The sequence below is a fragment of the Lentzea sp. NPDC092896 genome (assembly GCF_044754905.1).
Classification (GTDB): Bacteria; Actinomycetota; Actinomycetes; order Mycobacteriales; family Pseudonocardiaceae; genus Lentzea.
In genome coordinates, this window is record NZ_JBIVPX010000011.1 from 143151 (window position 1) to 169165 (window position 26015).

Annotated in this window: 23 protein-coding genes and 4 tRNA genes; 14 read left to right on the forward strand and 13 right to left on the reverse strand. The window is 69.6% G+C overall.

Annotated elements, in window-relative coordinates:
* The first annotated feature begins 216 nt into the window (after positions 1 to 216).
* The 6 genes from sucC to purH all read left to right on the forward strand — a co-directional run bounded on the left by sucC (position 217) and on the right by purH (position 7039).
* A complete protein-coding gene (gene sucC / locus ACIQF0_RS39705) occupies positions 217 to 1383 on the forward strand; it encodes an ADP-forming succinate--CoA ligase subunit beta (RefSeq protein WP_089915033.1) in 1167 nt (388 codons plus the stop codon).
* 5 nt (positions 1384 to 1388) lie between these two features.
* Complete coding sequence (gene sucD, locus ACIQF0_RS39710) at positions 1389 to 2276, forward strand: succinate--CoA ligase subunit alpha (RefSeq protein ID WP_360044567.1); 888 nt, start codon at positions 1389 to 1391, stop codon at positions 2274 to 2276.
* Between the two features lie 161 nt (positions 2277 to 2437).
* On the forward strand, positions 2438 to 3154 hold the full coding sequence (locus tag ACIQF0_RS39715) for a DUF5336 domain-containing protein (protein WP_401038783.1): 717 nt from the start codon (positions 2438 to 2440) through the stop codon (positions 3152 to 3154).
* 118 nt (positions 3155 to 3272) lie between these two features.
* Positions 3273 to 4808 carry a DUF6350 family protein gene (locus ACIQF0_RS39720; RefSeq protein WP_401038786.1) on the forward strand — a complete coding sequence of 512 codons (1536 nt, stop codon included), beginning with the start codon at positions 3273 to 3275 and terminating at the stop codon, positions 4806 to 4808.
* Between the two features lie 45 nt (positions 4809 to 4853).
* On the forward strand, positions 4854 to 5471 hold the full coding sequence (purN, locus tag ACIQF0_RS39725; protein WP_401039144.1) for a phosphoribosylglycinamide formyltransferase: 618 nt from the start codon (positions 4854 to 4856) through the stop codon (positions 5469 to 5471).
* Complete coding sequence (purH, locus tag ACIQF0_RS39730) at positions 5468 to 7039, forward strand: bifunctional phosphoribosylaminoimidazolecarboxamide formyltransferase/IMP cyclohydrolase (RefSeq protein WP_401038789.1); 1572 nt, start codon at positions 5468 to 5470, stop codon at positions 7037 to 7039. Before purN ends, purH begins: the two co-directional genes overlap by 4 nt.
* A 52-nt stretch (positions 7040 to 7091) precedes the next feature.
* Here purH and ACIQF0_RS39735 read toward each other — a convergent pair whose 3' ends face one another.
* A complete protein-coding gene (locus ACIQF0_RS39735; protein ID WP_401038791.1) occupies positions 7092 to 7814 on the reverse strand; it encodes a hypothetical protein in 723 nt (240 codons plus the stop codon).
* 224 nt (positions 7815 to 8038) lie between these two features.
* Here ACIQF0_RS39735 and ACIQF0_RS39740 point away from each other — a divergent pair, with 224 nt between their 5' ends.
* From ACIQF0_RS39740 to ACIQF0_RS39750, 3 genes are read left to right on the forward strand one after another with little or no spacing between them, the layout of a single operon-like run.
* Positions 8039 to 8833, forward strand: a complete 795-nt coding sequence (locus ACIQF0_RS39740; RefSeq protein WP_401038793.1) for a hypothetical protein — start codon at positions 8039 to 8041, stop codon at positions 8831 to 8833.
* Positions 8830 to 10332 (forward strand): DNA polymerase Y family protein, encoded by a 1503-nt coding sequence (locus tag ACIQF0_RS39745; RefSeq protein WP_401038795.1) that lies wholly within the window; start codon positions 8830 to 8832, stop codon positions 10330 to 10332. The genes ACIQF0_RS39740 and ACIQF0_RS39745 overlap by 4 nt, the downstream gene beginning before the upstream one ends.
* Before the next feature lie 60 nt (positions 10333 to 10392).
* Positions 10393 to 13680, forward strand: coding sequence for an error-prone DNA polymerase (locus ACIQF0_RS39750; RefSeq protein ID WP_401038797.1), 3288 nt, complete (start codon positions 10393 to 10395; stop codon positions 13678 to 13680).
* A gap of 2 nt (positions 13681 to 13682) precedes the next feature.
* On the opposite strand, the gene ACIQF0_RS39755 is transcribed toward ACIQF0_RS39750, so the two are convergent.
* The 6 genes from ACIQF0_RS39755 to ACIQF0_RS39780 all read right to left on the reverse strand — a co-directional run bounded on the left by ACIQF0_RS39755 (position 13683) and on the right by ACIQF0_RS39780 (position 16994).
* Positions 13683 to 13754 (reverse strand) — tRNA-Asn (locus ACIQF0_RS39755).
* Positions 13755 to 13764: 10 nt separating this feature from the next.
* Positions 13765 to 13853: transfer RNA gene (locus ACIQF0_RS39760), tRNA-Ser, on the reverse strand.
* Positions 13854 to 13861: 8 nt separating this feature from the next.
* Positions 13862 to 13946 (reverse strand) — tRNA-Ser (locus ACIQF0_RS39765).
* Between the two features lie 116 nt (positions 13947 to 14062).
* A tRNA-Arg gene (locus tag ACIQF0_RS39770) sits at positions 14063 to 14134 on the reverse strand.
* 286 nt (positions 14135 to 14420) lie between these two features.
* Positions 14421 to 16358, reverse strand: coding sequence for a hypothetical protein (locus ACIQF0_RS39775; protein WP_401038799.1), 1938 nt, complete (start codon positions 16356 to 16358; stop codon positions 14421 to 14423).
* 72 nt (positions 16359 to 16430) lie between these two features.
* A complete protein-coding gene (locus ACIQF0_RS39780) occupies positions 16431 to 16994 on the reverse strand; it encodes a dihydrofolate reductase family protein (RefSeq protein ID WP_401038802.1) in 564 nt (187 codons plus the stop codon).
* 73 nt (positions 16995 to 17067) lie between these two features.
* Here ACIQF0_RS39780 and ACIQF0_RS39785 point away from each other — a divergent pair, with 73 nt between their 5' ends.
* Positions 17068 to 17637 (forward strand): TetR family transcriptional regulator, encoded by a 570-nt coding sequence (locus ACIQF0_RS39785; RefSeq protein WP_360044534.1) that lies wholly within the window; start codon positions 17068 to 17070, stop codon positions 17635 to 17637.
* Here ACIQF0_RS39785 and ACIQF0_RS39790 read toward each other — a convergent pair.
* From ACIQF0_RS39790 to ACIQF0_RS39800, 3 genes are read right to left on the reverse strand one after another with little or no spacing between them, the layout of a single operon-like run.
* Entirely contained in the window at positions 17627 to 17947 is a 321-nt protein-coding gene (locus ACIQF0_RS39790; RefSeq protein ID WP_360044531.1) for a DUF3017 domain-containing protein, read from the reverse strand. The genes ACIQF0_RS39785 and ACIQF0_RS39790 overlap by 11 nt on opposite strands.
* On the reverse strand, positions 17934 to 18782 hold the full coding sequence (locus tag ACIQF0_RS39795; protein ID WP_401038807.1) for a bifunctional methylenetetrahydrofolate dehydrogenase/methenyltetrahydrofolate cyclohydrolase: 849 nt from the start codon (positions 18780 to 18782) through the stop codon (positions 17934 to 17936). The genes ACIQF0_RS39790 and ACIQF0_RS39795 overlap by 14 nt, the downstream gene beginning before the upstream one ends.
* Positions 18779 to 19699: a DMT family transporter gene (locus ACIQF0_RS39800; protein WP_401038809.1), complete on the reverse strand. Its 921-nt coding sequence runs from the start codon at positions 19697 to 19699 to the stop codon at positions 18779 to 18781. The genes ACIQF0_RS39795 and ACIQF0_RS39800 overlap by 4 nt, the downstream gene beginning before the upstream one ends.
* A gap of 138 nt (positions 19700 to 19837) precedes the next feature.
* Here ACIQF0_RS39800 and ACIQF0_RS39805 point away from each other — a divergent pair, with 138 nt between their 5' ends.
* Positions 19838 to 22501: a glycohydrolase toxin TNT-related protein gene (locus ACIQF0_RS39805; RefSeq protein ID WP_401038811.1), complete on the forward strand. Its 2664-nt coding sequence runs from the start codon at positions 19838 to 19840 to the stop codon at positions 22499 to 22501.
* Positions 22502 to 22579: 78 nt separating this feature from the next.
* Positions 22580 to 22885 carry a hypothetical protein gene (locus tag ACIQF0_RS39810; RefSeq protein ID WP_401038813.1) on the forward strand — a complete coding sequence of 102 codons (306 nt, stop codon included), beginning with the start codon at positions 22580 to 22582 and terminating at the stop codon, positions 22883 to 22885.
* Here the strand turns inward: ACIQF0_RS39810 and ACIQF0_RS39815 are convergent.
* Entirely contained in the window at positions 22871 to 23422 is a 552-nt protein-coding gene (locus ACIQF0_RS39815; RefSeq protein WP_360044602.1) for a pentapeptide repeat-containing protein, read from the reverse strand. The two genes, ACIQF0_RS39810 and ACIQF0_RS39815, sit on opposite strands and share 15 nt — an antisense overlap.
* A gap of 141 nt (positions 23423 to 23563) precedes the next feature.
* Here ACIQF0_RS39815 and ACIQF0_RS39820 point away from each other — a divergent pair, with 141 nt between their 5' ends.
* Positions 23564 to 24544, forward strand: a complete 981-nt coding sequence (locus ACIQF0_RS39820) for a malate dehydrogenase (RefSeq protein ID WP_189154450.1) — start codon at positions 23564 to 23566, stop codon at positions 24542 to 24544.
* A 20-nt stretch (positions 24545 to 24564) separates the two neighbouring features.
* Positions 24565 to 25434, forward strand: a complete 870-nt coding sequence (locus ACIQF0_RS39825) for an inositol monophosphatase family protein (RefSeq protein ID WP_401038816.1) — start codon at positions 24565 to 24567, stop codon at positions 25432 to 25434.
* On the opposite strand, the gene ACIQF0_RS39830 is transcribed toward ACIQF0_RS39825, so the two are convergent.
* On the reverse strand, positions 25374 to 25565 hold the full coding sequence (locus ACIQF0_RS39830; protein ID WP_330853138.1) for a DUF1918 domain-containing protein: 192 nt from the start codon (positions 25563 to 25565) through the stop codon (positions 25374 to 25376). The two genes, ACIQF0_RS39825 and ACIQF0_RS39830, sit on opposite strands and share 61 nt — an antisense overlap.
* A 96-nt stretch (positions 25566 to 25661) precedes the next feature.
* Positions 25662 to 26009, reverse strand: coding sequence for a hypothetical protein (locus ACIQF0_RS39835; RefSeq protein ID WP_319975015.1), 348 nt, complete (start codon positions 26007 to 26009; stop codon positions 25662 to 25664).
* Positions 26010 to 26015: the final 6 nt, after the last annotated feature.

Genomic DNA, 26015 nt, shown 5'->3' on the forward strand with positions numbered 1-26015 from the left:
ACGTCTCGTACCCCTGCTTTTCCCTATAACGCGCGATAACGCGCGCGCACGCGTGATCGACCTCACCGCCGTTGAGACCGACCTCACCAGTGGTGGCGTGCGAGCGGTACCTGCAGCTCGATAGTGTCTGGGCCCAGCCGCGTCAAGTGGGTTCGCACGGCCCCTTGAGGACCACCCAGGCGCGGTGTTCCGACACCGACGTCGCAGGAGACCCGAGTGGACCTGTACGAGTACCAGGCGAAGGATCTCTTCGCCGCCCACGGCGTCCCGGTTCTGCCGGGCGATGTGGCAACCAACCCCGCCGACGCCAAGGCCATCGCCGCGAAGTTCGGCCAGGCCGTCGTCGTCAAGGCCCAGGTCAAGACCGGCGGCCGCGGCAAGGCCGGTGGTGTGAAGCTCGCTTCCACCCCGGAGGAGACCGAGGAGAAGGCGACCGCCATTCTCGGCCTCGACATCAAGGGGCACATCGTTCACCGCGTTCTGGTGACGCCCGCCTCCGACATCGCGGAGGAGTACTACTTCTCCTTCCTGCTCGACCGTGCCAACCGCACCTTCCTCGCCATGGCGAGCGTTGAGGGCGGCATGGACATCGAGGAGGTCGCCGCGACCAAGCCCGAGGCCCTCGCGAAGATCGCCATCGACGCCATCAAGGGCGTCGACGTGGCCAAGGCCACGGAGATCGCCGACGCGGCGAACTTCCCGGCCGAGGTCAAGGACCAGGTCGTCGACACCATCGTGAAGCTCTGGGAGACCTTCGTCTCCGAGGACGCCACGCTGGTCGAGGTCAACCCGCTGGTCCGCGACCCGCAGGGCAAGATCGTCGCGCTCGACGGCAAGGTCACGCTCGACGAGAACGCCGACTTCCGCCACCCGGCTCACGCCGAGCTGGTCGACAAGGCGGCGGAGAACCCTCTCGAGGCGAAGGCCAAGGAGAAGGGCCTCAACTACGTCAAGCTCGACGGCGAGGTCGGCATCATCGGAAACGGTGCCGGTCTGGTCATGTCGACGCTGGACGTCGTCGCGTACGCCGGTGAGCAGTACGGCGTGAAGCCCGCGAACTTCCTCGACATCGGTGGCGGCGCGTCCGCCGAGGTCATGGCCAACGGCCTGGACGTCATCCTCGGCGACGAGGCCGTCCGCTCCGTGTTCGTGAACGTCTTCGGTGGCATCACCGCGTGCGACGCCGTCGCCAACGGCATCGTGAAGGCGCTGGAGATCCTCGGCGACTCGGCCACCAAGCCGCTCGTCGTCCGCCTGGACGGCAACAACGTGGAGGAGGGCCGCGCGATTCTCGCCGAGGCCAACCACCCGCTGGTGACCGTTGTCGACACGATGGACAACGCGGCCGCCAAGGCCGCCGAGCTCGCGGCTGCGGGGGTCTGAGTCAGATGGCTATCTTCCTCAACGAGACCAGCAAGGTCATCGTCCAGGGCATGACCGGTGCCGAAGGCACCAAGCACACCAAGCGCATGCTCGCGTCCGGCACGAACATCGTCGGTGGCGTGAACCCGCGCAAGGCGGGCGAGAAGGTCGACTTCGACGGCACCGTCCTCCCGGTCTTCGGCACCGTCAAGGAGGCCATGGAGGCCACCGGCGCGAACGTGACCGTGATCTTCGTCCCGCCGGCCTTCTCGAAGGCCGCCGTGGTCGAGGCGATCGACGCCGAGATCGAGCTGGCCGTCGTCATCACCGAGGGCATCCCGGTGCACGACACCGCCTACTTCTGGGCGCACGCCGTCGCGACGGGCCACAAGACCCGCATCATCGGCCCGAACTGCCCCGGCATCATCAGCCCCGGCAAGTCGAACGCCGGCATCATCCCCGCCAACATCGCGGGCAGCGGCAAGATCGGCCTGGTGTCGAAGTCGGGCACGCTGACCTACCAGATGATGCACGAGCTGCGGGACTTCGGTTTCTCCACCGCGATCGGCATCGGTGGCGACCCGATCATCGGCACCACGCACATCGACGCCCTCGAGGCGTTCGAGGCGGACCCCGAGACCACCGCGATCGTCATGATCGGTGAGATCGGTGGCGACGCTGAAGAGCGCGCCGCGGCGTACATCAAGGAGAACGTGACCAAGCCGGTCGTCGGCTACGTCGCGGGCTTCACCGCTCCCGAGGGCAAGACCATGGGCCACGCCGGCGCCATCGTCTCGGGCTCGGCGGGCACCGCGCAGGCGAAGAAGGAGGCCCTCGAGGCCGCCGGAGTCAAGGTCGGCAAGACGCCGTCCGAGACCGCCGCTCTGATGCGCGAGATCATGCAGGGTCTCTGATTTCAGGCACTTAGCGCGATACGAGGGCTGGATTCCGAGTACTTTCGGAGTCCAGCCCTCGCTCGTATGGCGGAACCGGCATGATCGGTCCATCGTCCTAGTAGCGGTAGAGCACTGCTAGCGTCAATCGACGCACCCTGGTTTGAGGAGGAGACCTCGACATGTCCGTGCCTTACGGCGCACCCCAACAGCAGCCGCCGGGTCCGGCACAGCACCAGGCTCCGCCGCCGGCCCACGGGGCCGCCGGCGCCAACAACATCAACCTGGCCCTGATCCTCCCGCTGGTCGCGGCGGGTCTCGGCCTCGTGGCGTACCTCGTCGCGTTCGCGGACGACGTCAGCGGCAGCGTGACGTACCTGCTGGCCGCGGGCATGCTCGCCGGCCTCTCGGTGCTCCCCAGCATCCCGAAGGGCTTCGTCCCGGTCGCCGCGGTCCTCGCGGGCGTCCAGACGCTGCTCCAGCTGCAGGGCATCATCAAGTCGCCGTCCGTGCAGGGCCTCGACATCGTGCTGCTCATCGTCGCGCTGCTCGAGACGGCCGCGGTCGTGCTCGCGTTCCTGCTCGCCGAGGGCATCGTGAAGTTCGAGCCGAAGCCCGCGAACCCGTACGCGGGTCAGCAGCAGGGGCAGCCGGGCGGCTGGAACCCGCAGTCCGGCGCGTTCCCGCAGCAGGGCCAGCACCCGCAGCACGGCGCGCCCCAGCAGGCCCCGCAGCAGCAGGCGCCACAGCAGTTCGGCCAGCAGCAGCAGTTCGGTCAGCAGCCGCAGCAGCCCGCGCAGCCGGGTCAGCCGCCGCAGCAGACCAGCTTCATGCCGCAGCCGGGCCAGTTCGGCTCGCCGGGCACGCCGCCCGGCGGCTTCGGCGGACCGCAGCAGTAAGGTCCGCACACCGTTCGACCTCAGGGGTGGTGCCGGTTCTCCGGCACCACCCCTGTCGTATGACCCGGCGTGCCTGCCCCGAATGGCTCAGGCGGCCTGACACAGTGGAGAAGTGCCCGTGCTGCAACGCGATGTGACCCGTGAGGTCAACACCGTGCGCCCACCGGAGTTCTCGCGGTCCGAACGCACGCGCGTGCTCATCGCCTCCGCGGTCGGATCGGTGGTCGTCGGATACGCCGCGGTCGCCGCGGTCCTCGCGCTGGTCTCCGCGACGGCCACGTACGCCGAATTCTCCACGTCAGGCGTGCTCAGCGCCGCCGCGCCCGCCTGGCTGGCGGCGCACCACGTGCCGTTGCGCTTCGAGTCGGGTCAGCTCGGCGTGCTGCCGCTGCTGCCCACGGCGTTGCTGATGCTGCTGGTCGGCCGCACCGCCGCGGGGGCCGCCGACCGTCTCGGCCTCTACGAACCGCTGCAGGCCCGTGGGGTCGTGCTCAGCATCGCCGGATCGCACGCGGTCGTCGGCGGCACGATCGCGCTCGTCATGGGCGAGGGCGTCGTGCGAGCCACACCGGCCGTGGCGTTCTTCGGCTGTGCGGCGGTGTCCGGTCTCGCCGCGACGATCGGCGTGGCTCGCCGTTGTGGCCTGGTCGAGGTGGTGTTCGACAAGCTCGACCCGGTGGCGCTGCACGGTCTGCGCTCTGGCTTCATGGCATTGTTCACGCTGGTCAGCATGGGTGCGTTGGCGCTGGCCGCCGGTCTCGCGGCGTCCTGGCCGACGACCAGCGGGCTCTTCGCGGGGGCCGGTCCGTCGTTCGGCGTCGGTCTCGGCGTGTTCCTGCTGTGCCTCGGCTACCTGCCGAACGCGATCATCGCGGGCTTCTCGTACGTCGTGGGCGCCGGCTTCTCGCTGGGCGGGGTCGAGGTCGCGCCGACGCGGTTCGTCGGCGGTCCGGTGCCCCCGGTGCCGTTGCTGGCGGCCATGCCGGAGAACGCGTTCGTGTGGAGTCCCGCCGTGCTGGTCGGCGGCGCGGTGATCGGCGTACTGGTCGGCTGGACCTGCCGCAAGGTGTCCGACCGGCCGACCTCGCGGCTGCGCGCGGTGCTCGTGGCGGCGATCACGGCAGCCGTGGGCAGCCTGGTGCTCGCCGCGACGGCCGGTGGACGGCTGGCCGGCGGCGCGTTCGACCCCGTGACGGTGCCCGCGGGCCTGCTCGCGCTGCTCGTGGCGCTGTGGGTGCTGGTGCCGGGCGCCCTGGTGGCCTGGCTCGCGGGGAACCGCAAGAAGACCGTGGTGGCGGACGACGCCGAGTTCGTCGAGCCGGACTACGACGAGGACGCGGAGGCCGTCGACCCGGACGTCGTGTTCGAGGACGACGAGCTCACCGACCAGTTCGAACAGCTCGAAGTCGTGGACGAGGACGAGTTCGAGGTCGAAGAGGACCTCGAGGACGACGATTACTACGACGAAGACGAGTACGACGAGGAAGAGCCTGAAGACGTCGTCGAGGCCGAAGACGTTGAGGACGAACAGGAAGACGAACCGGAGGACGACGCGGACGAGGACCTCGAAGAGGAAGAGGACCTTGATGCGGAGTTCGACGAAATGCTCGGTATGGAGTCCGAGGAGGACCTGGACGGCAAGCCGGGACGGTGACGTCCTAGGCTGCTCCTGAGCTGCTGCAACGACCAGGAGTAGACGCTGAGCACCGAACTTCGGCTTCCCACACCGGCGCGCGTCGTCGTACTCGTCTCCGGTTCCGGAACCCTCATGCAGGCCCTGCTGGACGCGGACCTCCCGATCGAGGTGGTCGCGGTCGGCGCCGACCGCGAGAACATCGAGGGCCTCAAGCGCGCCGAACGCGCCGGGGTGCCCCACTTCGCCGTCAAGCTGCGCGACCACGCCGACCGCACGGCCTGGGACGCCGCCCTGACCGAGGCCGTCGCGTCGTACGAGCCCGATCTCGTCGTGTCCGCCGGCTTCATGAAGATCATCGGTGAGCAGTTCCTCGCCCGCTTCGGCGGCCGCATGATCAACACGCACCCCGCGCTGCTGCCGGCCTTCCCCGGCGCGCACGGCGTGCGCGACGCCCTGGCCTACGGCGTGCACGTCACCGGATCGACGGTGCACCTGGTCGACGCGGGCGTCGACACGGGGCCGATCCTCGCGCAGGAGGCCGTGGTCGTCGAACCCGGCGACACCGAGGACACCCTGCACGAACGCATCAAGGTCGTCGAACGCCGGCTGCTCGTCGAGACAGTCGGCCGGCTCGCCCGCGAGGGCTGCACCGTGAACGGACGAAAGGTGAGCATTCCGTGAGCACTCCTGCCGAGAGGCGACCGGTCCGCCGGGCCCTGATCGGGGTCTCCGACAAGGCCGGCCTGCTGGAACTGGCCACCGGCCTGCACGCGGCCGGAGTCGAGATCGTGTCCACCGGCGGCACCGCGAAGGTGCTGGCCGACGCGGGCGTCCCCGTGACGCCGGTCGAGCAGGTCACCGGGTTCCCCGAGTGCCTCGACGGCCGCGTGAAGACGCTGCACCCGCGCGTGCACGCCGGTCTGCTGGCCGACCTGCGCAAGGACACGCACGTCCAGCAGCTGCGCGAGATGGACATCGCGCCGTTCGACCTGCTGGTCGTGAACCTGTACCCGTTCACGCAGACCGTCGCGTCGGGTGCCTCCCAGGACGACTGCGTCGAGCAGATCGACATCGGCGGCCCCGCGATGGTCCGCGCGTCGGCGAAGAACCACGCCAACGTCGCGGTCGTCGTCGACCCGGCGCGCTACGACTGGGTGCTGGAGAACGTCCGCGAGGGCGGCTTCACCCTGGCCGACCGGCAGCGCCTGGCCGCCGACGCGTTCCGCCACACCGCTTCCTACGACGTCGCCGTCGCCTCCTGGATGGGCAACGCACTGGCGCCGGACGACGAGGGCAGCGGCTTCCCCGGCTGGGTCGGCGCGACCTGGAACCGGTCGAACGTGCTGCGCTACGGCGAGAACCCGCACCAGAGCGCCGCGATCTACACGCAGGGCGACGGCCGCACCGGCCTGGCGTCGGCGAAGCAGTTGCACGGCAAGGAGATGTCGTACAACAACTACCTCGACGGTGACGCCGCGTGGCGTGCCGCGTGGGACCACGAACTGCCGTGCGTCGCGATCATCAAGCACGCCAACCCGTGCGGCATCGCGGTGTCCGAGCTGAGCATCGCGGACGCGCACCGCAAGGCGCACGAGTGCGACCCGGTCAGCGCGTTCGGCGGCATCATCGCGGCGAACCGCGAGGTCACCGTGGAGATGGCCGAGTTCGTCTCGGAGATCTTCACCGAGGTGATCATCGCTCCGTCCTATGAGGATGGTGCCGTCGAGGTGTTGCAGCGCAAGAAGAACGTGCGCATCCTCGTGGCCAACGCGCCCGCGCGCGGCGGTGCCGAGATGCGCCCGGTGTCCGGCGGCCTGCTGCTGCAGCAGCGCGACGCCATCGACGCCGACGGCGACTCGCCCGCGAACTGGACGCTGGCGTGCGGCAAGCCCGCGGACGAGAAGACGCTGGCGGACCTCGAGTTCGCGTGGCGCGCGATCCGCGCGGTGAAGTCGAACGCGATCCTGCTGGCGAACGACGGCGCGACCGTCGGCGTCGGCATGGGCCAGGTCAACCGGGTCGACTCGTCGCACCTCGCGGTGAAGCGCGCCGGTGAGCGGGCCAAGGGCGCGGTCGGCGCGTCCGACGCGTTCTTCCCGTTCCCGGACGGCCTCGAGGTGCTGCTGGAGGCCGGCGTGCGCGCGGTCGTGCAGCCCGGCGGCTCGGTGCGCGACCCCGAGGTCATCGCCAAGGCGGAGGAAGCGGGCATCACGCTGTACCTGACGGGTACGCGCCACTTCGCTCACTAGAGCACCGCAAGCGAAAGGGCCGCTTCCCGTTGGGGGAGCGGCCCTTTCGCTTTCAGATCTTCGCGACCATCTCCTGGGCGATGCCCTTCGCGGCGGCCTCGAACTCCGCGACGTCCGGCTTGGTGTTGCTGAACAGGCCCGCGTCCCAGCCGGAGTAGTCGACCTCGATCACGGTGTCGCCCTTGCGCACGACGATCCAGATGTCGGTGTACGCGGAGTCGCCCTCCACCAGCACGGCCGTGGCCTGGTCACCGAGCCCCTCGAGCGGCTTGCGCTGGGGGACGCCCCTGGTGTCCATGTGCTGCGCCACGAGCCGGTCGAAGTCGGTCTTCATGTCGTCGTCGGAGACGTAGACGTCGGTGCTGCGGTGGCCCTTGCCGTCGACGCCCTTGGTCTGGTTCCACGAGCAGATCGTGCGCGTGCCGTTCGACACCGTCGTCTCGCGCGAACCGAGGCCGTTCGGGTTCGTCGTGCGCGCCTTGGCCAGTGTCGCTTCGGAGACGTTGCCGCACAACGCGGGCATCTTGTCGGCGCGCTTGCTGGTACCGGCGTCCTTGTTGACGTTGAGGTGGAGCACGAGTCCGGTGATGCCGCCGGCGAGCACCAGGACGCCGGCGAGGATGCCGATGATCAGCGGCGCCTTGCTCCTCTTGGGTGGCTGCGGCGGACCCCAGCCCGGCGGCGGCTGCTGCCAGCCCTGCTGTGGGGGTGGCTGCTGCCAGCCCGGTGGAGGTGGCGGCTGCTGATGCCAGCCGTGCGGAGGTGGTTGAGTCACGATTTCCCCAGTTCCAAGTAGTGCTGAAGGCACCGTAGAGGAGCTTCCGGACCCGTGTGGCCGTGTCCACCAAAAGGGTGACGCTCTGGGATTGACACAGGGGTGCGCTCGCGCGCTACGATCATCTCGTTCGTTCGAACAAGAGTTCGAATAAGCAAGTCGCCGAACTTCCCTCGGCGGTCGTGCACAGGGGTGCGCACGGTCCGTGACGGGAGGTGGGTGGAGTGTCCAGGTCGGCAACGGCGTCGTTGGCCGCGCTCGGGGTGAACCCGGCCAGCGAGCTGACCAGCACCACCACCGACCACACCACGGGGCGGGTCCTGCCGGTTCGCGGGGAACTGGCAGGCCTGCTCCCGTGGGGCGGCTTGCGGCGTGGCAGCACGGTGTCGGTGGGCGGATCGACATCGTTGCTGCTCGCTCTGCTGGCGGGTGCGACCGCGGACGGCTGCTGGGCCGCCGTGGTCGGCCTGCCCCAGGTGGGAGTGCTGGCCGCGGCCGAACTGGGCGTCGCGGTGCAACGCCTGGCACTGGTCCCACGCCCCGGCTCCGATCCGGGCCCGGTCATCGCGGCCCTGCTGGACGGCATCGACCTGGTGGCCGTCGCCTGCCCGCTCCCTCCCTCACTGGCCCGCCGCCTGACGGCCCGCGCCCGCCAACGCCGTTCCGTGCTCATCGCCTTCGGCCCCTGGCCCTCGGCCGACGTGGAACTGACCGCGGAGTCCGTGAGCTGGAACCCGTTGCACGACGGCGCGGAAACGTTGCGGCGCCAGGAGATCAGCGTCCGCAGCGGTGGTCGCGGCTCGGCAGGGCGCGCGAAGAACGTGCTGCTGACTTTTGGCGCGGAAGAAATCGAGCTCCCGCTGGTGGCCGGCGAACCGGTCCGCTCCGACGAGCCGGCTGATGCCGGTCCGGGCCGGTCCGACGAGCTGGCCGCCAGACGGGCGGACAGTGCCGTCACCAGGCGGACGGAGGCAGTGGAGCGCCTGGTCAGGCTCGCGCAAAAGGGTCCGTCGGCGTGAAGGACGCACGGCTGCTCGCCGTCTGGTGCCCCGACTGGCCCGTCATCGCCGCCTGCACCGCCACCGGCACCGCCCCGCACGTGCCGGTGGCGGTGGTCGACGGCAACGAGATCGTGTCCACCTCGGCGGTGGCGCGGGCCGAGGGCATCCGGAAGACGATGCGCAAGCGCGCGGCCGAGGCGATGTGTTCTGAACTGATCACCTTCGAGCACGATCCGCAGCGCGACGCCCGGTTCTTCGAGCCGGTCGCGGAGGCCGTCGAGGAGCTCGCGCCCGGCATCGAGGTGGTGCTGCCGGGACTGGTCGCGGTGCCGGCGCAGGGGCCGGTCGGCTACTTCGGGTCCGCGGAGCAGGCGGCCGAACGGATCGTCGACCACGTCGCGACCCGCACCGGGACCGAGTCCCAGGTGGGTATGGCCGACAGCCTGTTCGCGGCCACGAAAGCCGCGCACCGCAACGTGATCGTGCCGCCGGACCGGACGCCGGAGTTCCTCAGGCCGTTGGGTGTGCACGAGCTTGACGCCCCAGAACTGGTCGACCTGCTCAGAAGGCTCGGCCTGAAGACGCTCGGCGCGTTCGCGGAGGTGCCGGAGAACGCGGTGGCGTCGAGGTTCGGCGGTCCGGCGACCAGGCAGCACCGGCTGGCCCGCGGGTTGCCGGAACGCCCGCTCGACAAGCGCAGGCCCGCACCGGAGCTGGCGGTCACCGAGACCTTCGACGAACCGGTCGAGCGCATCGACGCGGCCGCGTTCGCCGCGAAGATCCTGTCGGAACGGCTGCACGAGAACCTCGCGGCCAGAAGTCTCGCGTGCACGCGGCTCGGCATCCACGCCCGCACCGAGAACGACGAGGAGCTGCACCGGGTGTGGCGGGCCGCGGAACCGTTGACACCACGGGGAATCGCGGACCGGGTGCGCTGGCAGCTCGACGGGTGGCTCACCCGCGAACGCCTCACGTCCGGCATCCGCACGCTCACCCTCGAACCGGTCGAGGTCGTCAACGGCACCGCGCTCCAGCTCGGGTTGTGGGGTCACGACGACGAACGCGCGGTGCGGGCGCTGCTGCACGTCCAGGGGTTGCTCGGTCCGGACGGCGTGCTCACCGGGGTCATCGACGGCGGCAGGGGACCGAAGGAGCAGGTCAGGCTCGTGCCGTGGGGCGACGAACGAGTACCCGCTCGAAATCCGGACCACCCGTGGCCCGGCCGGCTCACCAGGGCGCCCGCGACGCTCGCCGACGACCCCGCGGACCTGAAGGACGAGGCAGGCGACGAGGTCGGCGTGACCGGCCGCCTCGAGCTCACCGCGCAGCCGAAAAGCCTGACGGTCAAAGGGAAGACACGGGAGATCACCGCGTGGGCCGGGCCGTGGCCGGTCGACGAGCGGTGGTGGGCGCCGGACCCGCACCGGGCCGCGCGCATCCAGGTGCAGACGAACGAGCAGGCGTTCCTGCTGATCCGCAGGAACAAGAGGTGGTTTCTGGAAGGGGTGTACGACTGATGTACGACGAGTACTGGGATCTGCTGGAGACTCTGATCCCGTTGCCGCGCAAGGAACCTGATGGGCTGGAATAACCCGCCGGTTCGCTGGAGGGAGCTGGAGCGGGCTCTCTCCGGCAAGCCCTACGAGCAGAAACCCGACGGCGGCGACGGTCCGGGGTGGGGAAGACACCGCGACCGCTACGCCGCCCCGCCGGGGTTCGAGCTGCACGCGGACGAGCTCGCGGTCACCCGCAAGCGCGTGCCGTACGCGGAACTGCACTGCCACTCCAACTTCAGCTGGCTCGACGGCGCGAGCCATCCCGAGGAACTGGTTGAGGAGGCACAACGGCTCAAGCTCGACGCCATCGCGATCACCGACCACGACGGCATGTACGGCGTGGTCCGCTTCGCCGAGGCCGCCAAGGAACTCGGCATGCACACGGTGTTCGGCGCCGAGCTGAGCATCGGCCTGAGCAGACCCGCCAACGGCGAACCGGATCCCGAGGGCGACCACCTGCTTCTCCTGGCTCGCAAGCAGGACGGCTATCACGGGCTGTGCCGCACGCTCACCACCGGCCATCTGGAAGAGGGCGCCGAGAAGGGCAAACCCGTCTACGACATCGACCAGATCGTGGCCGACACCAAGGGCGATGTCGTGGTGCTCACGGGCTGCCGCAAGGGAACCGTCCGCCGGGCGCTGGTGAGGGAAGGCCCGGAGGCGGCGTTCGAGGAGATCGTCAGGCTCACCGACCTGTTCGGCAGGGGCCGCGTCTACGTCGAACTGACCGACCACGGCCTGCCCGAGGACAGCAGGCGCAACGACGTTCTCAACGCGATGGCGCAGAAGCTGCAACTCCCAGTCGTGGCAACGAACGCGGTGCATTACGCGACGCCGAGCCGTGGCAGGCTCGCCGCCGCGATGGCCGCCGTGCGCGCGCGAAGCAGCCTCGACGACATGGCCGGTTGGCTGCCGCCGTCACCCGCCGCGTTCCTGCGCAGCGGTGAGGAGATGTTCCACCGGTTCCGTCGTTTTCCCGGCGCCGTGCACAACGCCGCGTTGCTCGGCATGCAGCTGGCGTTCGACCTGCGGCTGGTCGCGCCGAAGCTGCCACCGTTCGACGTGCCGGACGGCCACACCGAGATCAGCTGGCTGCGCCACCTCACCTACGAGGGCGCGCGCCGGCGGTACTCCGAGAGCGACGAGAAGGCGTTCGGGCAGATCGAGCACGAACTGCGGATCATCGAACAGCTCGGCTTCCCCGGCTACTTCCTCGTCGTGCACGACATCGTGAACTTCTGCAAGGAGAACGACATCCTCTGCCAGGGCAGGGGCAGTGCCGCGAACTCTGCGGTGTGCTTCGCGCTCGGCATCACCAACGTCGACGCGGTCCGCTTCGACCTGCTCTTCGAACGGTTCCTGGCGCCCGCCCGCGACGGCCCTCCCGACATCGACGTCGACATCGAGTCCGACCGGCGCGAGGAGGTCATCCAGCACGTCTACGCCAAGTACGACCGCAGGCACGCGGCGCAGGTCGCGAACGTGATCACCTACCGCGCCCGGTCCGCGGTGCGCGACATGGCCCGCGCGCTCGGCCACTCGCCGGGCCAGCAGGACGCGTGGAGCAAGCAGATAGACAGGTGGGGCCCGCTCGGCACCACCACCGACGACTGCGACATCCCGCGGGACGTGCTGGAACTGTCCGCGCAGCTGGAGAACTTCCCGCGCCACCTCGGCATCCACTCCGGCGGCATGGTGATCTGCGACCGCGCCGTCAGCGAGGTCTGCCCGGTGGAGAAGGCGCGCATGGACAAGCGCACGGTGCTGCAGTGGGACAAGGACGACTGCGCGTCCATCGGCCTGGTGAAGTTCGACCTGCTCGGCCTCGGCATGCTCTCCGCGCTGCACTACGCCATCGACCTGGTCCGCGACCACGAGGGCGTCGACGTCGACATGGGCAAGATCGACCTCACCGACTCCGCCGTCTACGACATGCTGCAGAAAGCCGACTCGGTCGGCGTCTTCCAGGTGGAGAGCCGCGCGCAGATGGCGACGCTGCCGCGCCTGAAGCCGCGCAAGTTCTACGACCTGGTCGTCGAGGTCGCGCTGATCAGGCCCGGCCCGATCCAGGGCGGCTCGGTGCACCCGTACATCCGGCGCCGCAACGAGGTCGAGAAGTGGGACTACGACCACCCGTTGCTGGAGAACGCGCTCAAGAAGACCTACGGCGTGCCGTTGTTCCAGGAACAGCTCATGCAGATCGCGGTGGACGTGGCAGGCTTCACCGCCGCCGAGGCCGACGAACTGCGCCGCGCGATGGGCGCCAAGCGTTCGACCGCCCGCATGGAACGCCTGCGCGACCGCTTCTACGAGGGCTGCGCGGCTCAGGGCATCAACGAGGAACTGGCCGGCCGCATCTACGCGAAGCTCCTGGCGTTCGCCAACTTCGGCTTCCCGGAGTCGCACGCCCTGTCGTTCGCGCACCTGGTGTTCGTGAGCGCGTGGTTCAAGCTCTACTACCCGGCGGCGTTCTGCGCGGCCCTGCTCAGAGCCCAGCCGATGGGCTTCTACTCACCGCAGTCGCTGGTGATCGACGCCCGCCGCCACGGCGTGACGGTGCACAGCCCGTGCGTGAACCGCTCGCTTCCCTGGGCGGGCCTGGAACCGTTCGAGGGCAAGAACTCCGTCCGCATCGGCCTGTCCGCCGTCCGCGGCATCGGCGACGCGGACGCCGAGCGGATCGTTGCCGCACAACCGTTCCGCGACATGGAGGACTTCGGCACCCGTGTGCAGCTCACAGCGGCCCAGGTGGAAGCCCTCGCCACCGCCGGTGCCTTCTCCTGCTTCGGCCTGGAACGCCGCGAGGCGCTCTGGGCGGCCGGCGCGGTGGCCGCCATCAGGCCAGACCGCCTGCCCGGCACCGTGGTCGGCGTCGACGCACCAGCGTTGCCCGGCATGGACGACGTCGAACTGGCGGTGGCGGACGTCTGGGCCACTGGCCTGTCCCCGGACAGCTTCCCGACCCAGTTCGTGCGGTCCACTTTGGACTCGATGGGTGCTCTGCCGGTGACTCGGCTCGCGTCCGTCGAACCCGGCACGCGGGTGCTGATCGGCGGCGCGGTGACACATCGGCAACGGCCGGCGACGGCGGGCGGGGTCACGTTCCTCAACATCGAGGACGAGACCGGGATGGTGAACGTCGTGTGCTCACCGGGTCTGTGGGCGCGGTACCGGCGGGTGGCGCGCGGCAGCGGCGCGATGCTCGTGCGGGGCGTGGTCGAGTCGGCGGAGGGCGTGGTCAGCCTGCTGGCGGACCGGTTGCAGCACCTGGACCTGCGGATCCCGTCGAAGTCACGGGACTTCCGCTGAGGTTCCCCTGCCAGGATTCGAACCTGGTCCTCCCGCGTAACAGTCGGGCGTGCTGCCATCAGCACTTCAGAGGACACGGTGGAGCGGAGGATGCAGGATTCGAACCTGCGCAGCGCTCGCGCGCTGACCACTGTTTTCGAGACAGCTGCCTTACCGGGCTCGGCCAATCCTCCCCAGGACGCGGAGGGCGCGCGGATCGAACGCGCGCCAGACGAAGCTGGACCTCGGATTAGCAATCCGGTGCCTTACCACTCGGCCAGCCCTCCTTTGCCCTGCTTTACCGGTGCGCCCGAAGGCGCCTTTCCGTCGGATGCCCGCGAGTCGAACGCGGTGTGTCCTCATCCCAAATGAGGTGGGTTGCCGTCTCCCTCGCACCCGTGAGTACCCCTGCCAGGAGTCGAACCTGAATCTCGGCGTTCGTAGCGCCGCACTCTTTCCATTGAGCTACAAGGGCGTAATTGAATGCACAGCAAACAAAGAGAGCCGCCCTGATCGGTTTCCCGATGGGCGGCTCCCCGTGTGACCTGAAGCTTGGCCACTACAAGGAGCTCACCTGCGAAAACGGTCGCGAGGAGCTGGGGAGCCGTGATGAGCGCACGCAGGCGACGACGCTGCTGGAGCGTCCGCGTCGCATGTCCTGGCTCTTCATGACGTTCCCCTTCGGCTTGGTGTGTGGCACAAGTATTGCGGCGGGCGGTGTCCGCCGTCAATCATTTTTTCGAACGAATTCAATTGTTGAACTAGTTCCCGGCGACCTGCCAGCTTCCGAACGGGTTGGTGGGGCCGGCCGCGCTCTGCTTGCGTTCGTAGAGCTTCGCGTCCGCACCGACGACGAGCACCCGCACGAAACCTGAGGCGTCACGAACGGCGGCAGGGCCGACCTCCGCGTAACCGCCGAGGTCCTCCCACGGGCTGAACGTGTTGCCGTTGGTCTGACGCGCCACGCTGATGCCGTAGCTGTCGTTGCGCGCGAACGCCAGCACGCGCGCGGAAGCGCCACCGCCGGAGGTCACTGCCGCGACCGGTCCGACACCGCCTTGCCCGCCGAGGTGGGCGAGCGCGCCGAACGTGCCGTTGCTCGAGCCTTCGGCGACCGTGCCGACGGCGCCGTCGCCGTGCTCGCGGACGATCGCGCGGACCTTGTTGCCGTCCATGGCGACGGCGGGTGCGTGCGTGCACTCGACGGACCCGACCGACTTGTACCCGGTCGACGCGCCGGGGTTCTGCTGCCAGTGGGCGACCTGGCCGTTGTTGTCGGCGAACAGGTGCAGGCGGCCGGTCGACGACGTGAAGCCGACAGGAGGCGACACGATCATGCTCGCCACGCCACCCGTGGACAGCGCCTCCCAGCCGCTGAACGACCCGTCGCCGTTCTGCCAGGCGTTGCTCACGCCGTTGTTCTGGTTGATCGCGAACAGTTCGAGGCCGCCGTCGCCGTTGAGCACGAGGCCCGGCGTGCCGAACACGGGCGTGGCGCCGTCCGGGTTGCCGACGTCGGTCCAGGTGCCGAACCCGCCGCCCGGCGAGGTCTGGCCGGTGATCAGGATCGAGCCGGTGTCCAGGTCCAGGACGGCGACGTGCACGAGGCCCGATCCGTTGAGCGCGACGGCGACACCCGGTGCGAACGTGCCGCCGCGCAGCATCTGCGGGCCGGCCCAGGCGCCGTTGACCGGCTGGTGCCACCACATGATCGAGTCACCGGCGGCGACGAACGCGTGCAGCGTGCCCGTGCTGTCGACGATCGCCCACGGCGCGACGACGGGCCACCGCTGGTAGTTGTGGAACACGTGCTCGTCGAAAGCGGGTCCGGTGACCGGGTCGTGCTCGGCGTACGCCTGGTAGGCCGCGCTCTTCGGCCCGGCCAACGCGGCCGGCACGTTCCTGGGCGACGCGGCGATGTTGTAGCAGCGGTACCGGGTGAACAGCACGAACCCGCGCCCGGTGGTGCCTTCGTAAGCCTTGACGGCCTTCGTCGCGAACTTCGCCGCGTGGATGTGGTCGGTGTGCTCGGTGCCCTCGTTCGGGAAGCTGAGGGACGGCAGCGGGTCCTGAGCGCGGATCACCGTCGGCTGGAACTCGTCGAGCAACGCGAGCAGCACGTTGTTCACGTCCGCCTGGTTGTACCACTGCGAGACCTGGACCGGCCCGCCCGTCGGCCTGATGGCGGGGGCCGCGTAGTTCGGGTCGTTCCACAGCTTCTCGAGCGCCTTGTCGTGCTCGGGCAGGTCGCCGCCGCCGTCGGGCAACTGCAGGTAGACCAACTGGATGTTCGGCGCGCCCACGAGGGTGTCGATCTCGAGGACCATCGTCGCGACCTCCTTGGTCGCGCGGGTCCAGTTGTTCGGCTTGCCCGCGAGCGTCGCGTAGGCGGAGCGCTGGCCCTCCTGCACGCTCGCGGCCAGGTCCTCGCGGCTCAGGCTCCCGTGGCCGTTGTACTGGTCCGCCGTGAGGACGATCGTCCGCATCGGCAGCCCGGAAAGGACGGACGGCTGGATGTCCGGGTTGAGGAACAACAGGTCATCGTCGGTGTGCGCGACGATGTTGACGAAACTTCCCTGGCCGGGCAGGGCGCTGGTGCCTGGTGCCGCGGCGAACGCGATGCCGGAGTTGGCGATCGCGGTCGCGGCGGCGGCAGAGGCACCTGCGACGAGCACTGTGCGTCGGCTGATGCTGGTCATCGAGAATCCCCCAGATTCTGTCCAATGCAACAAACCACAGGACGCGCGGTCCCGCAGCAGGTTGCACGGGCCTCAGGGGCGTTCGTAGGTCATGAACGAGACTCCGCTCTCGAACAGCTGCGCGTTGGTGCGCTGGAACTTCGTGATGTCGGCCTTGCCGTCGAACAACGGGATGCCGCGCCCGAACACCACCGGGTGGATCTTGAGCAGCAGCTTGTCGATCTCGGGCAGGAGTTCGCCCGCGAGCTTGCCTCCGCCGCACAGCCAGATGTCGAGGCCGTCCTCCGCCTTCATCGAACGCACGCGCCCCAGCACGTCCTCGCCGATCAACTCGACGTCGTCCGGGGTGTCGAGTGCCTGGGACGTCACGACGAACTGGCGCAGGTGCGCGTACGGCGAGGCCAGGCCGCCGGGGACCTGGTAGGTGTTGCGGCCCATCAGGACCGTGTCGAAGTTCCGGTTCGGCGCGTCCTGCAGGCCGAGTGCCTCGCGGAACTGGGTGGGCAGCGTGTCCGCGTACACGGCGTTGATGCCCTCCATGTGGTCGCCTTCGAAGACGAACCCGTCGAAGGTCCCGTCCTCGGCGGCGATGTAACCGTCCAGCGTGACGGCCACGTAGTAGACGAGCTTTCGCATGCGAACCCCCTGGGATCTCGTTCAACCACGACAACTGTAGTACTATGGGTGTAGTGGTTGTCAAGGAGGCGGCGTGGTCCGGAACGAGGCAAGGCGAACTGCTCTGTTGGACGCGGCGATCGACGTCCTGGCCGAGGAAGGCGCGCGGGGGCTGACCTACCGCGCGATCGACGCGAAGGCGCAGGTGCCGGCGGGCACGGCGTCGAACTACTTCGCGAACCGCGACGAGCTGATGTCGAACGTCATGACGCGGGTGCACGACCGGCTGATGCCGTCCGACGAGTCGGTCGCGGAGTCGCTCGCGATGCCGCGCGACAGGTCGCTGACGGTGAAGTTCATGCACGACATCATCAAGCGGGCGGACGCCGACAAGGCCTGCTACCTCGCGATGATGGAGCTGCGGCTCGAGGCCACCAGGAGGCCGGAGATCCGGCAGGCGCTCACGAGGACGATCGCCGACAACATCGAGGCCAACGTCGCGTTCAACGAGGAGTCGAAGCTGCCGGGCGACCGGATGACCGTCGTCTCGCTGTACTTCGCGATGACGGGGCTGATCTACGAACGGCTGACGCTGCCGGACGTGGTGGCCACCATGGACCTCGACGAACTCGTCGAGGTCATGGTGGACCGGGCTATCGGCTGAGCGGGCCGCCGGTGATCGTCAGACTGACGGCGATCACCACGATGCCCAGCGTCGAGTACAGGAACGCGTCCATGCCGCGGCCGCGGATCTTGATCAGACCCGCCTGCTCGTCGGTCACGAGGATCCGCAGCACGGCCGCGACCAGCAACGACACGCCGAGCAGCACGGCGCCCTGCCGCCAGTGGTACTGGAAGATCCGCACCAGCCCAAGCGCGCCGACCCCGAGCACCAGCGCGAACGGCAGGTGCTTCCCGGGGCCCGAACGCCAGCGCTGTTCGCCCATGAGCGCTTCCGCGTCAGACCGCTGCATTGGCGCGCTCGGCGGCTTCGACGGTGTTGGTCAGCAGCATCGCGACGGTCATCGGGCCGGAGCCACCGGGGATCGGGGCGAGCCAGCCGGCGACCTCGCGGACCTCGGGGGCCACGTCGCCGACGAGACCGGCCTCGGTGCGGGTGATGCCGACGTCGACCACGGCCGCGCCCGGCTTGACCATGTCCGCCGTGATCAGGCCGGGGCTGCCGGCACCGGCGATCACGATGTCCGCGCGGCGCACCTCGGCCGCCAGGTCCTTGGTGCCGGTGTGGCACAGCGTCACGGTGGCGTTCTCGCTGCGGCGGGTCAGCAGCAGGCCGATCGGGCGGCCCACGGTGACGCCGCGGCCGACGACGGTGACGTTCGCGCCGGCGATCGGCACGTCGTAACGGCGCAGCAGCTCCACGATGCCCCGCGGCGTCGCGGGCAGCGCCGCGTCCTCGCCGAGCACGAGCTTGCCGAGGTTGACCGGGTGCAGGCCGTCGCCGTCCTTGGCCGGGTCGATGCGCTCCAGGATCGCGTTCGCGTTGAGGTGCTTCGGCAGCGGCAGCTGGACGATGTACGCGGTGACCTCGGGGTTCGCGTTCAGCTCGTCGATGACGGCTTCCAGCTCCTCCTGCGTGGTCGACTCGGGCAGGTCGCGCCGGATCGAGGAGATGCCGACCTTCTCGCACGCCCGGTGCTTGCCCTTGACGTACGAGTGCGAGCCGGGGTCGTCGCCGACCAGCACGGTCGCCAGACCCACTGAGCCGGGCAGCGCGGCGACCCGCGCCTTGAGGTCCTCGAACAGCGCGTTCCGGGTTTCGTTGCCGTTGAGCAGCGTCGCAGTCACGTCCTCATCCTCCCATTGGGCAGGGCCGCGACGCCCACCGACACCAGCGTCAGCGCCACCCCGACGACCGTCGGCAACGCGAGGTGCCCGCTCACCGCGTCGAGCAGCACGGCCCCGATGAGCTGCCCGCACACGCCGCACAGCCCGACCATCAACACGCCGATGAACCGCACCGAGGTGATCGCGCCACCGACGCCCACGATGCCCAGCAACCCGCCGAGGTACAGCCACCACTGCGAGGGGAACGCGCCGGGCACTCCGCCCCAAGCCACGGCGTTGACCAGCGACAACGCCGCCGTGCCCACGCTGAAGTTCACCAGGATCGTCGCCACCGAGCTGACCGCGGCCTCGCGCACCAGCCCGTTCACCGCCTGCTGCCAGCCCATCAGCAGGCCCGCGACCAGCGGCAGCACCGCGAGCCACAACCCACCGGGCGACGTGAACCGCTCCGACACCGCGATCGTGACGGCGATAACGCCGACGGCCGCTCCGACGACACGTGTCTTTGTAATCGGCTTCGACTCGCCGGGACCGACCCCGAGGTTGTCCATGACCATGCTGCTCACGACCTGCCCGATCACCACCGCGACCGTGAACACCGCCACACCGATGGTCGCGACCGCGAGGCCCTGCGAGCCGACGAGCACCGCGCCGCTGATGCCGCCGACGCACTCCCACCACCGGATGCGCCGGTGCCGCAGCGCGTCCCGCAGCCGCAGCAGCCCGTCCCGTCCGGACTGCCGGGACAGGACCACCGCGAGCAGCACGAACCACCCGCCGCCGAAGGAGATCAACGCCGCCAGCAGCCCGTTGCCCAGCGACTGCGCCAGCGATCCGTTGACGCGCGCCTGGACCGCGATGGCCACTCCGCCCGCCGCCGCCAGCAGACCGCCGGTCACCTGCGCGGACCGCGTCACCTGGCCTCCAGACCCCACAAAAGTGTTCTTGATCAGCTTTAACCATGCACGTCGACCACGTTATGGTCGGGCCTCCACCGTTCGGCGCAGTGGCGGGGGACGTGTGCGATCCGGCGAGTTGCGGGGGAAGATGTTGGCGTGTCCGAGCCGAAGCCGTTGAACCCTACCGAGCAGGACGCTCTGGTTAAGCAGATCGGCCTGACTCTGATGCGGGCCGCACCAGAGGACTGGCGCAGTGTCATCGCGCAGTACCGAGCCACCGGCCGGTACTTCGAACTGGAGGCCGAACTCAAGCTGCAGGACGGCTCGAAGCGCGCGTGGGCGGTGCCGCAGGACGCGGCCTCGCTGTTCGCGCGGCTGCGGGCCGGAATGCACCGCGAGGGCCGGGGCAGCTGGACCAACGCCCGGTACCAGCTCGACCACCCCTCCAGCTACAACCTCGACTTCGACCGCGCGGAGCCGAGCTGGCAGACCCCGCCTCCGCAGCAGGCGTACTTCGACGAGATGCGGTTCTTCCCGCGTGCCGAGGAGAACGTCCCGGAGTGGCTGCGCCGCAGGCTGAACCCGCCGACGCCGGTGTTCCGGACCGTCCGCGTGTTCGACGGCGCCGGACCGAACGGTCGTCCGTCGGTCAACCGGCCGCCGGTGCCGGAGCCCGAGGTCGCGCCGCTGCTCGCGTACCTGTCGAACGCGCCGGTCGCCGTGGCCGGTCGTGGCTTCGACAACGACGTGCTGCACCCGGACGCGCCGCCGGTCGTGCCGTCGGGCTTCCAGACGGACGGTGCGTGGATCTGGCCCGCCGGAGTCGCGTACTACCTGCGCAAGTACGGCGTGCCGCCCGAGCCCGAGCTGGTCGAACGCGCGCGTGCCGCCGGTTTCAGCCTGCCGGAGGTGAGTGAGGAGTCGAGGCTCGCCGCCGCGGCGAACCTGGGCGCTCCCGCCGCGCCTCCCGGCACCGTGGTGCCGACGCCGGTCGAGCCCGAACCGGCGTCCGAACCCTCGGTGGACGCGACGCAGTTCGTCACGGCCCCCAAGTTCGAGGCCACGAAGTTCGAGGCTCCCGAGCCGGAGACGGCGGACGAGGCGGAGGAGGAGTACGACTTCGAGCCGCTGTACCCCGAACCGCCGGTGGTCGAGGAGCGCAGGCCCGAGCCCGTCGACGACCTCGGTGAGACGCTCGCGGTCGCCGCGCCGCCGCTGGGCGCGGACGGCCCTCCCTACCGGGTCGTCTTCGACTCGGACGGCGCGCCCGGCATCGTCGACGACCGGACCCTGCGCGACACGTACGGCGCGGGCATGGACCTCTTCGCCCCGCACCCGAGCGAGGTCGCGGAGTCCGAGGCACCGGAGCCGGTCCGGGAGATCGTCCGGGAGCCCGCTCCGGAACCGGTCGCGGAGTTCGTCGCCGAGAAACCGAACGAAAACGACCTCCAGGACGAACACGTAGACGTGGACGTCCCCGAGGAACCCGAGATCCCCACCGCAGGGCCGGACGAGCCCGAGCTCCTCACGCACCACCGCGAAGAGGAGCTCACGGACCACCTGGTCGCCGAGACCGAGGAACGTCCGCGCGACGCCATGCAGGACACGATGGCGTGGAGTCCTGTCCTCGACGAGCCGCGGGAGAGTCCGGCCGAGGTCACCGAGGAGCACCCGGTCGTCGCGGTCACCGAGGACGAGCCCGACCTCGCCGAGGAGGAGATCGAGTCCACGACCTCCTTCGAGACGACCGAGTTCGAGCCGGAGTTCGAGGACCGCTTCGAGGCGCAGCTCGACTCGCACTTCGAACCGGAGCCCGTCGCCGAGGCCGCGCCGGTCCTGCCGGTCGTGCCAGTGGTTCCGGTGTCCCCGCCGGCGCCGACGCGCTCCGAGGAGACCACCCAGTTCGACGCGGCGCTGTTCAGCGAGCCGGAACCCGAGCCGGAGCCCGAACCGGTCAAGCCGCCGCGGCAGGTCACGAAGGAAGAGGACCGCGAGCTGGCGGGCACCCGCCGCGCGCTCGACGACCTCAACGTGCCGCACGGCGTGTTCCGGATCGGCGGCGAGCCCGCCGACCGCACCTGGACGCTGCGCCTCGACGGCGACAGCTGGGAGGTGTGCTGGTTCGACCACGGCCCGAAGAACCCCGTGCGGTTCGACAAGGTCGAGGACGCGTCGGCGTACCTGGTCGGCAAGCTGGTGCTGGGCAACTTCCGCACGATTCCGCGGACGCCCCCGCCACCGCAGCGACCGATCACCAACGGCTTCCGCGAGGAGCCGCGCCGCCCCGTTCCGCCACAGCGCCCGCCGATGCCGCAGGCGCAGCCCCAGGCACAGGCGCCGACGCAGGTCCAGCAGGCACCGCTGCCCCCGGCCGCGGCTCCGACGAAGGTCCAGCCGGTTCCGCCACCCGCACCGCAGCAGGCCCCGGCACCCTCGCCGGTCGCCGCCGCCGTGGCGCAGGAGGAACCGTCGAAGCGGAAGTTCCCGATCTCACCGCTGGCGGGCGAACCCCCGCTGACGTTGTTCCGCCACAAGCAGATGTTCGAGCTGCCGGCGGGCACCGAGATCGACCGCTACGGCGACCAGAGCGGCAACCTCGTCTACGTGGCGGGCACGCCGTTCCCGGAACGCAGCCTCGTGCCGTCGTGGATCAACCGCCCGTACCGCGTGTACCGGTTGCGCCGCCCGCTCGAGGTGCTGACGGGCGTGGCCGTGCCGTGGTTCGAGCAGCCGGGTGGCGGCACCGCCTACCTGCTGCCGAAGGCGGTCGAGGAGATGATCGCCGACGGCGTGCTGGTGGAGATCTCGACCGACCACTGACCGCGGGCTTTGAGGTGGCCGGGATCCGTGCGATCCCGGCCACAGCCATGTGAGCAGCGGTGTGGCTTGGAGGCGATGATGCAGGTGCCGTCCCACGACGAGATCCTCGACGCGTTCGGGGTCACCCCCGAAACCGGGGACGAGCCGTGGATCAAGGTCGTTCGAGTCGAGGACGTGCTGCTCTCGTTCGACGAGCTCGCCGCTTCCGTGCGGGTGCGGTGGTTTCAGAGCGGCGAAACCGTGGTCGACCTCTACCGCGAGCGCGCGAGCCGGCTGCTCGTCCGCTCGGGCCGAGGTGAGTCGCACGCCGTCGTGGAGTTCGCAGACGGAGAACTGACTGTGCGCATCCACCCGTCCGTGCGCATCACTTCACGACACCACTAGGCCGTAGGCGGCCGCGAAGGCGATCGCCTGGTCGATGTCGATCAGGGCTCCGGCGAGCTTGGCTTGCCGGAGCCCGTTCGCGTCCACGACCGCCCCGCGCAGGTCGGCGCCCTCCAGCTTCGCGTCGAGCAGCCGCGCCCCCAGCAGGTCCGCCTTGCTCAGGTCGGTGTTGCGCAGGTCCGCCTCGCTGAGGTTCGTCTCGCGGAACCTCTGGCCGGCCAGCTTCAGGTCGTACAGCGGCGCCTTCACGAACGACGCCAGCGTGAAGTCCACCTCGGTGAAGGTGATGGGCCGCAGCACGCAGTCGACGAAGTTCGAACCCATGAGGCTGCACGAGTTGAACGACGACCGCGTCAGCACCGTGCGGTCGAAGGTGCACTGCCGGAACGCCGTCGCCTGGTGCTTCGACTCGCCGAGATCCGTCCGGGTGAAGTCGCACCGGGTGAACGTGCACCCCGTCGTGACGAGCTCGCGGAGGTCGGCCTCGGTGAAGTCGCAGTCGGTGAAAGAGCGCTTCTCCCAGTGCTGACCGGGCATGACGGCGTCGGAGTAGTCCTCGCCGATCTCTTCGTCGGGGATGTCCACTCTCACACTCTGCCATCGGCCACGTGTTGGTAACGTGCGGGTCGCCGGGCAGACCCGCCCGACGTCAACGAGGACCGTCATTCGGGAAGGCTCATGACCCGCACGCCCGTGAACGTCACTGTCACCGGTGCAGCCGGCCAGATCGGCTACGCACTGCTCTTCCGCATCGCTTCCGGCCACCTGCTCGGCCCGGACACCCCGGTCAACCTGCGGCTGCTGGAGATCACCCCCGCGCTGAAGGCCGCCGAGGGCACCGCGATGGAGCTGGACGACTGCGCCTTCCCGCTGCTCAAGGGCATCACGATCACCGACGACGCGAAGACCGCGTTCGACGGCGTGAACGTGGCCCTGCTCGTCGGCGCCCGCCCCCGCACCAAGGGCATGGAGCGCGGCGACCTCCTCGAGGCCAACGGTGGCATCTTCAAGCCGCAGGGCGAGGCGATCAACGCCGGTGCCGCGGACGACGTGAAGGTGCTCGTGGTCGGCAACCCGGCCAACACCAACGCCCTCATCGCCCAGCAGCACGCGCCGGACGTCCCGCGCGAGCGCTTCACCGCGATGACGCGCCTGGACCACAACCGCGCCCTGTCGCAGCTCGCCAAGAAGCTGGGTGTCGCCGTCACGGACATCCAGAACATGACGATCTGGGGCAACCACTCGGCCACCCAGTACCCGGACCTGTTCCACGCCAAGGTCGGCGACAAGACCGCCGCCGAGGCCGTGAACGACCAGGCGTGGCTGGAGAACGACTTCATCCCGACCGTCGCCAAGCGCGGCGCGGCGATCATCGAGGCCCGTGGCGCTTCGTCGGCCGCCTCGGCCGCCAACGCCGCCATCGACCACATCTACGACTGGGTCAACGGCACCGAGTGGACCTCGATGGCCATCCCGTCGGACGGTTCGTACGGCGTGCCCGAGGGCATCATCTCCTCGTTCCCCGTCCGCACCTCGGGTGGTTCCTACGAGATCATCCAGGGCCTGGAGATCGACGAGTTCTCCCGCGGCCGCATCGACGCCTCGGTCGCCGAGCTCGTCGAGGAGCGCGACGCGGTCAAGGGCCTCGGCCTGATCTGATCCGTGGCAGTGTGGGGCACGTGCTGATCCCGTGGGACGTGCCCCAGCCACAGCTTTCCGATGACGTGCACCCCGCGCTCGCTGATGCCGCTCGCGCGGCGTCGGCGGCGTACGGGCGTGCCCGATCTCTGCACACGCGCCTCGAACTCCGCGAAGAAGTGGCGGACGGCGCCGACGGAACACCGACGATGCGCGTCGATCGCATCGTCGAGGACGCGATCCTGGAGTCCATCCACCGCAGTCGCGTGAACCTGCTCTCCGAGGAAGCCGGGTTCGTCGACAACGGTTCCTCGATCACCCTCGTCATCGACCCGGTCGACGGGTCCGCGAACGCCGCGTTCGGCGTTCCTCTCTCTTGCTTCGCCGGTGCGCTCGTGGAAGACGGCACGGCCAAAGAAGCTCTGACGACATGGTTCGACACGGGCCGTGCGTGGCATGCGCTCGCAGGCGTGCCGACGTCGTTCCGCACCACCGGACGCACGACGCTGGACGGCGCGTCCGTGTGCATCATGCGCCCCAAGACAGCCACTCAGGACGCGTGGCTGCGCATCGCGAACCGCGCCGACCGCATCCGTGTGCTGTGCACGACGTGCCTGGAGACCATGCTGGTCGCGGAAGGCACCGTCGACGCGTTCATCGACCCCGGCAGCGACACGCACCGGATCATGGACCTCGCGACGGCGCTGGTCACCGTCCCCGCCGCGGGCGGGGTGCTGGTCGACCTGCACGGGCGGCCGTTCACGTTCGAACCCGACCTGACCCACCGGTGGTCAGGCGTGGCGGCAGCGACTCCTCAGCTGGCCGAGGAGCTCATCGCGACCGTGCTGGGTCAGACCGTGCCCCGCGACTCGACGACGCAGTCGGGGCCGGGGAACACCAGGCCCTCGTGACCGTCGTTGAAGCGGACGAGGTACGGCGGATGTCCGTCGCTCCCGCGCACTTCGAGGATCTCGCCCAGGCGCTCCTCGAGGCCGATGGAGCGGCTGTGGACGTGGAGCCTGTCACCCACTGTTGCTTGCATGGTGCTGCAACACCTCCGGTGTGCGGCCGAGGCTTGGCGCGTCGAACGCGTCAAAGCCTAGGCGCACACCGGAGGCGCGCAACAGGGCTCAAGTGCTCATCCGCCGCAAGCCGAGGAGACCTTCGCGGCGAGGTCGGCCTTCTGGGCCACCCAGTCCGCCGCGGAGTTCACGTTCTGCATGCCGTTCGCGGCCTCTTCGAGAGCCTTCTTCACGTTCTCGTCCGGCGAGGAGTTCGCGAGGGTCTCGAGCTCCTTCGCCTTGGCCTGAGTCTCCTCCAGGGCCTTCTGCGGGTCGCTCATGTCCGGCGAGAAGCCCAGGAGCGAGATCGCGTCGGCACACAGCTTGACCTTGTCCGCGGTGTCGCTGACGCCCTGGATCGTGTCGCACGCCGTCAAGCTGCCCAACGCGATGACAGCCGCGGCAAGCGGTCCAACTAGGCGCATTCGCTC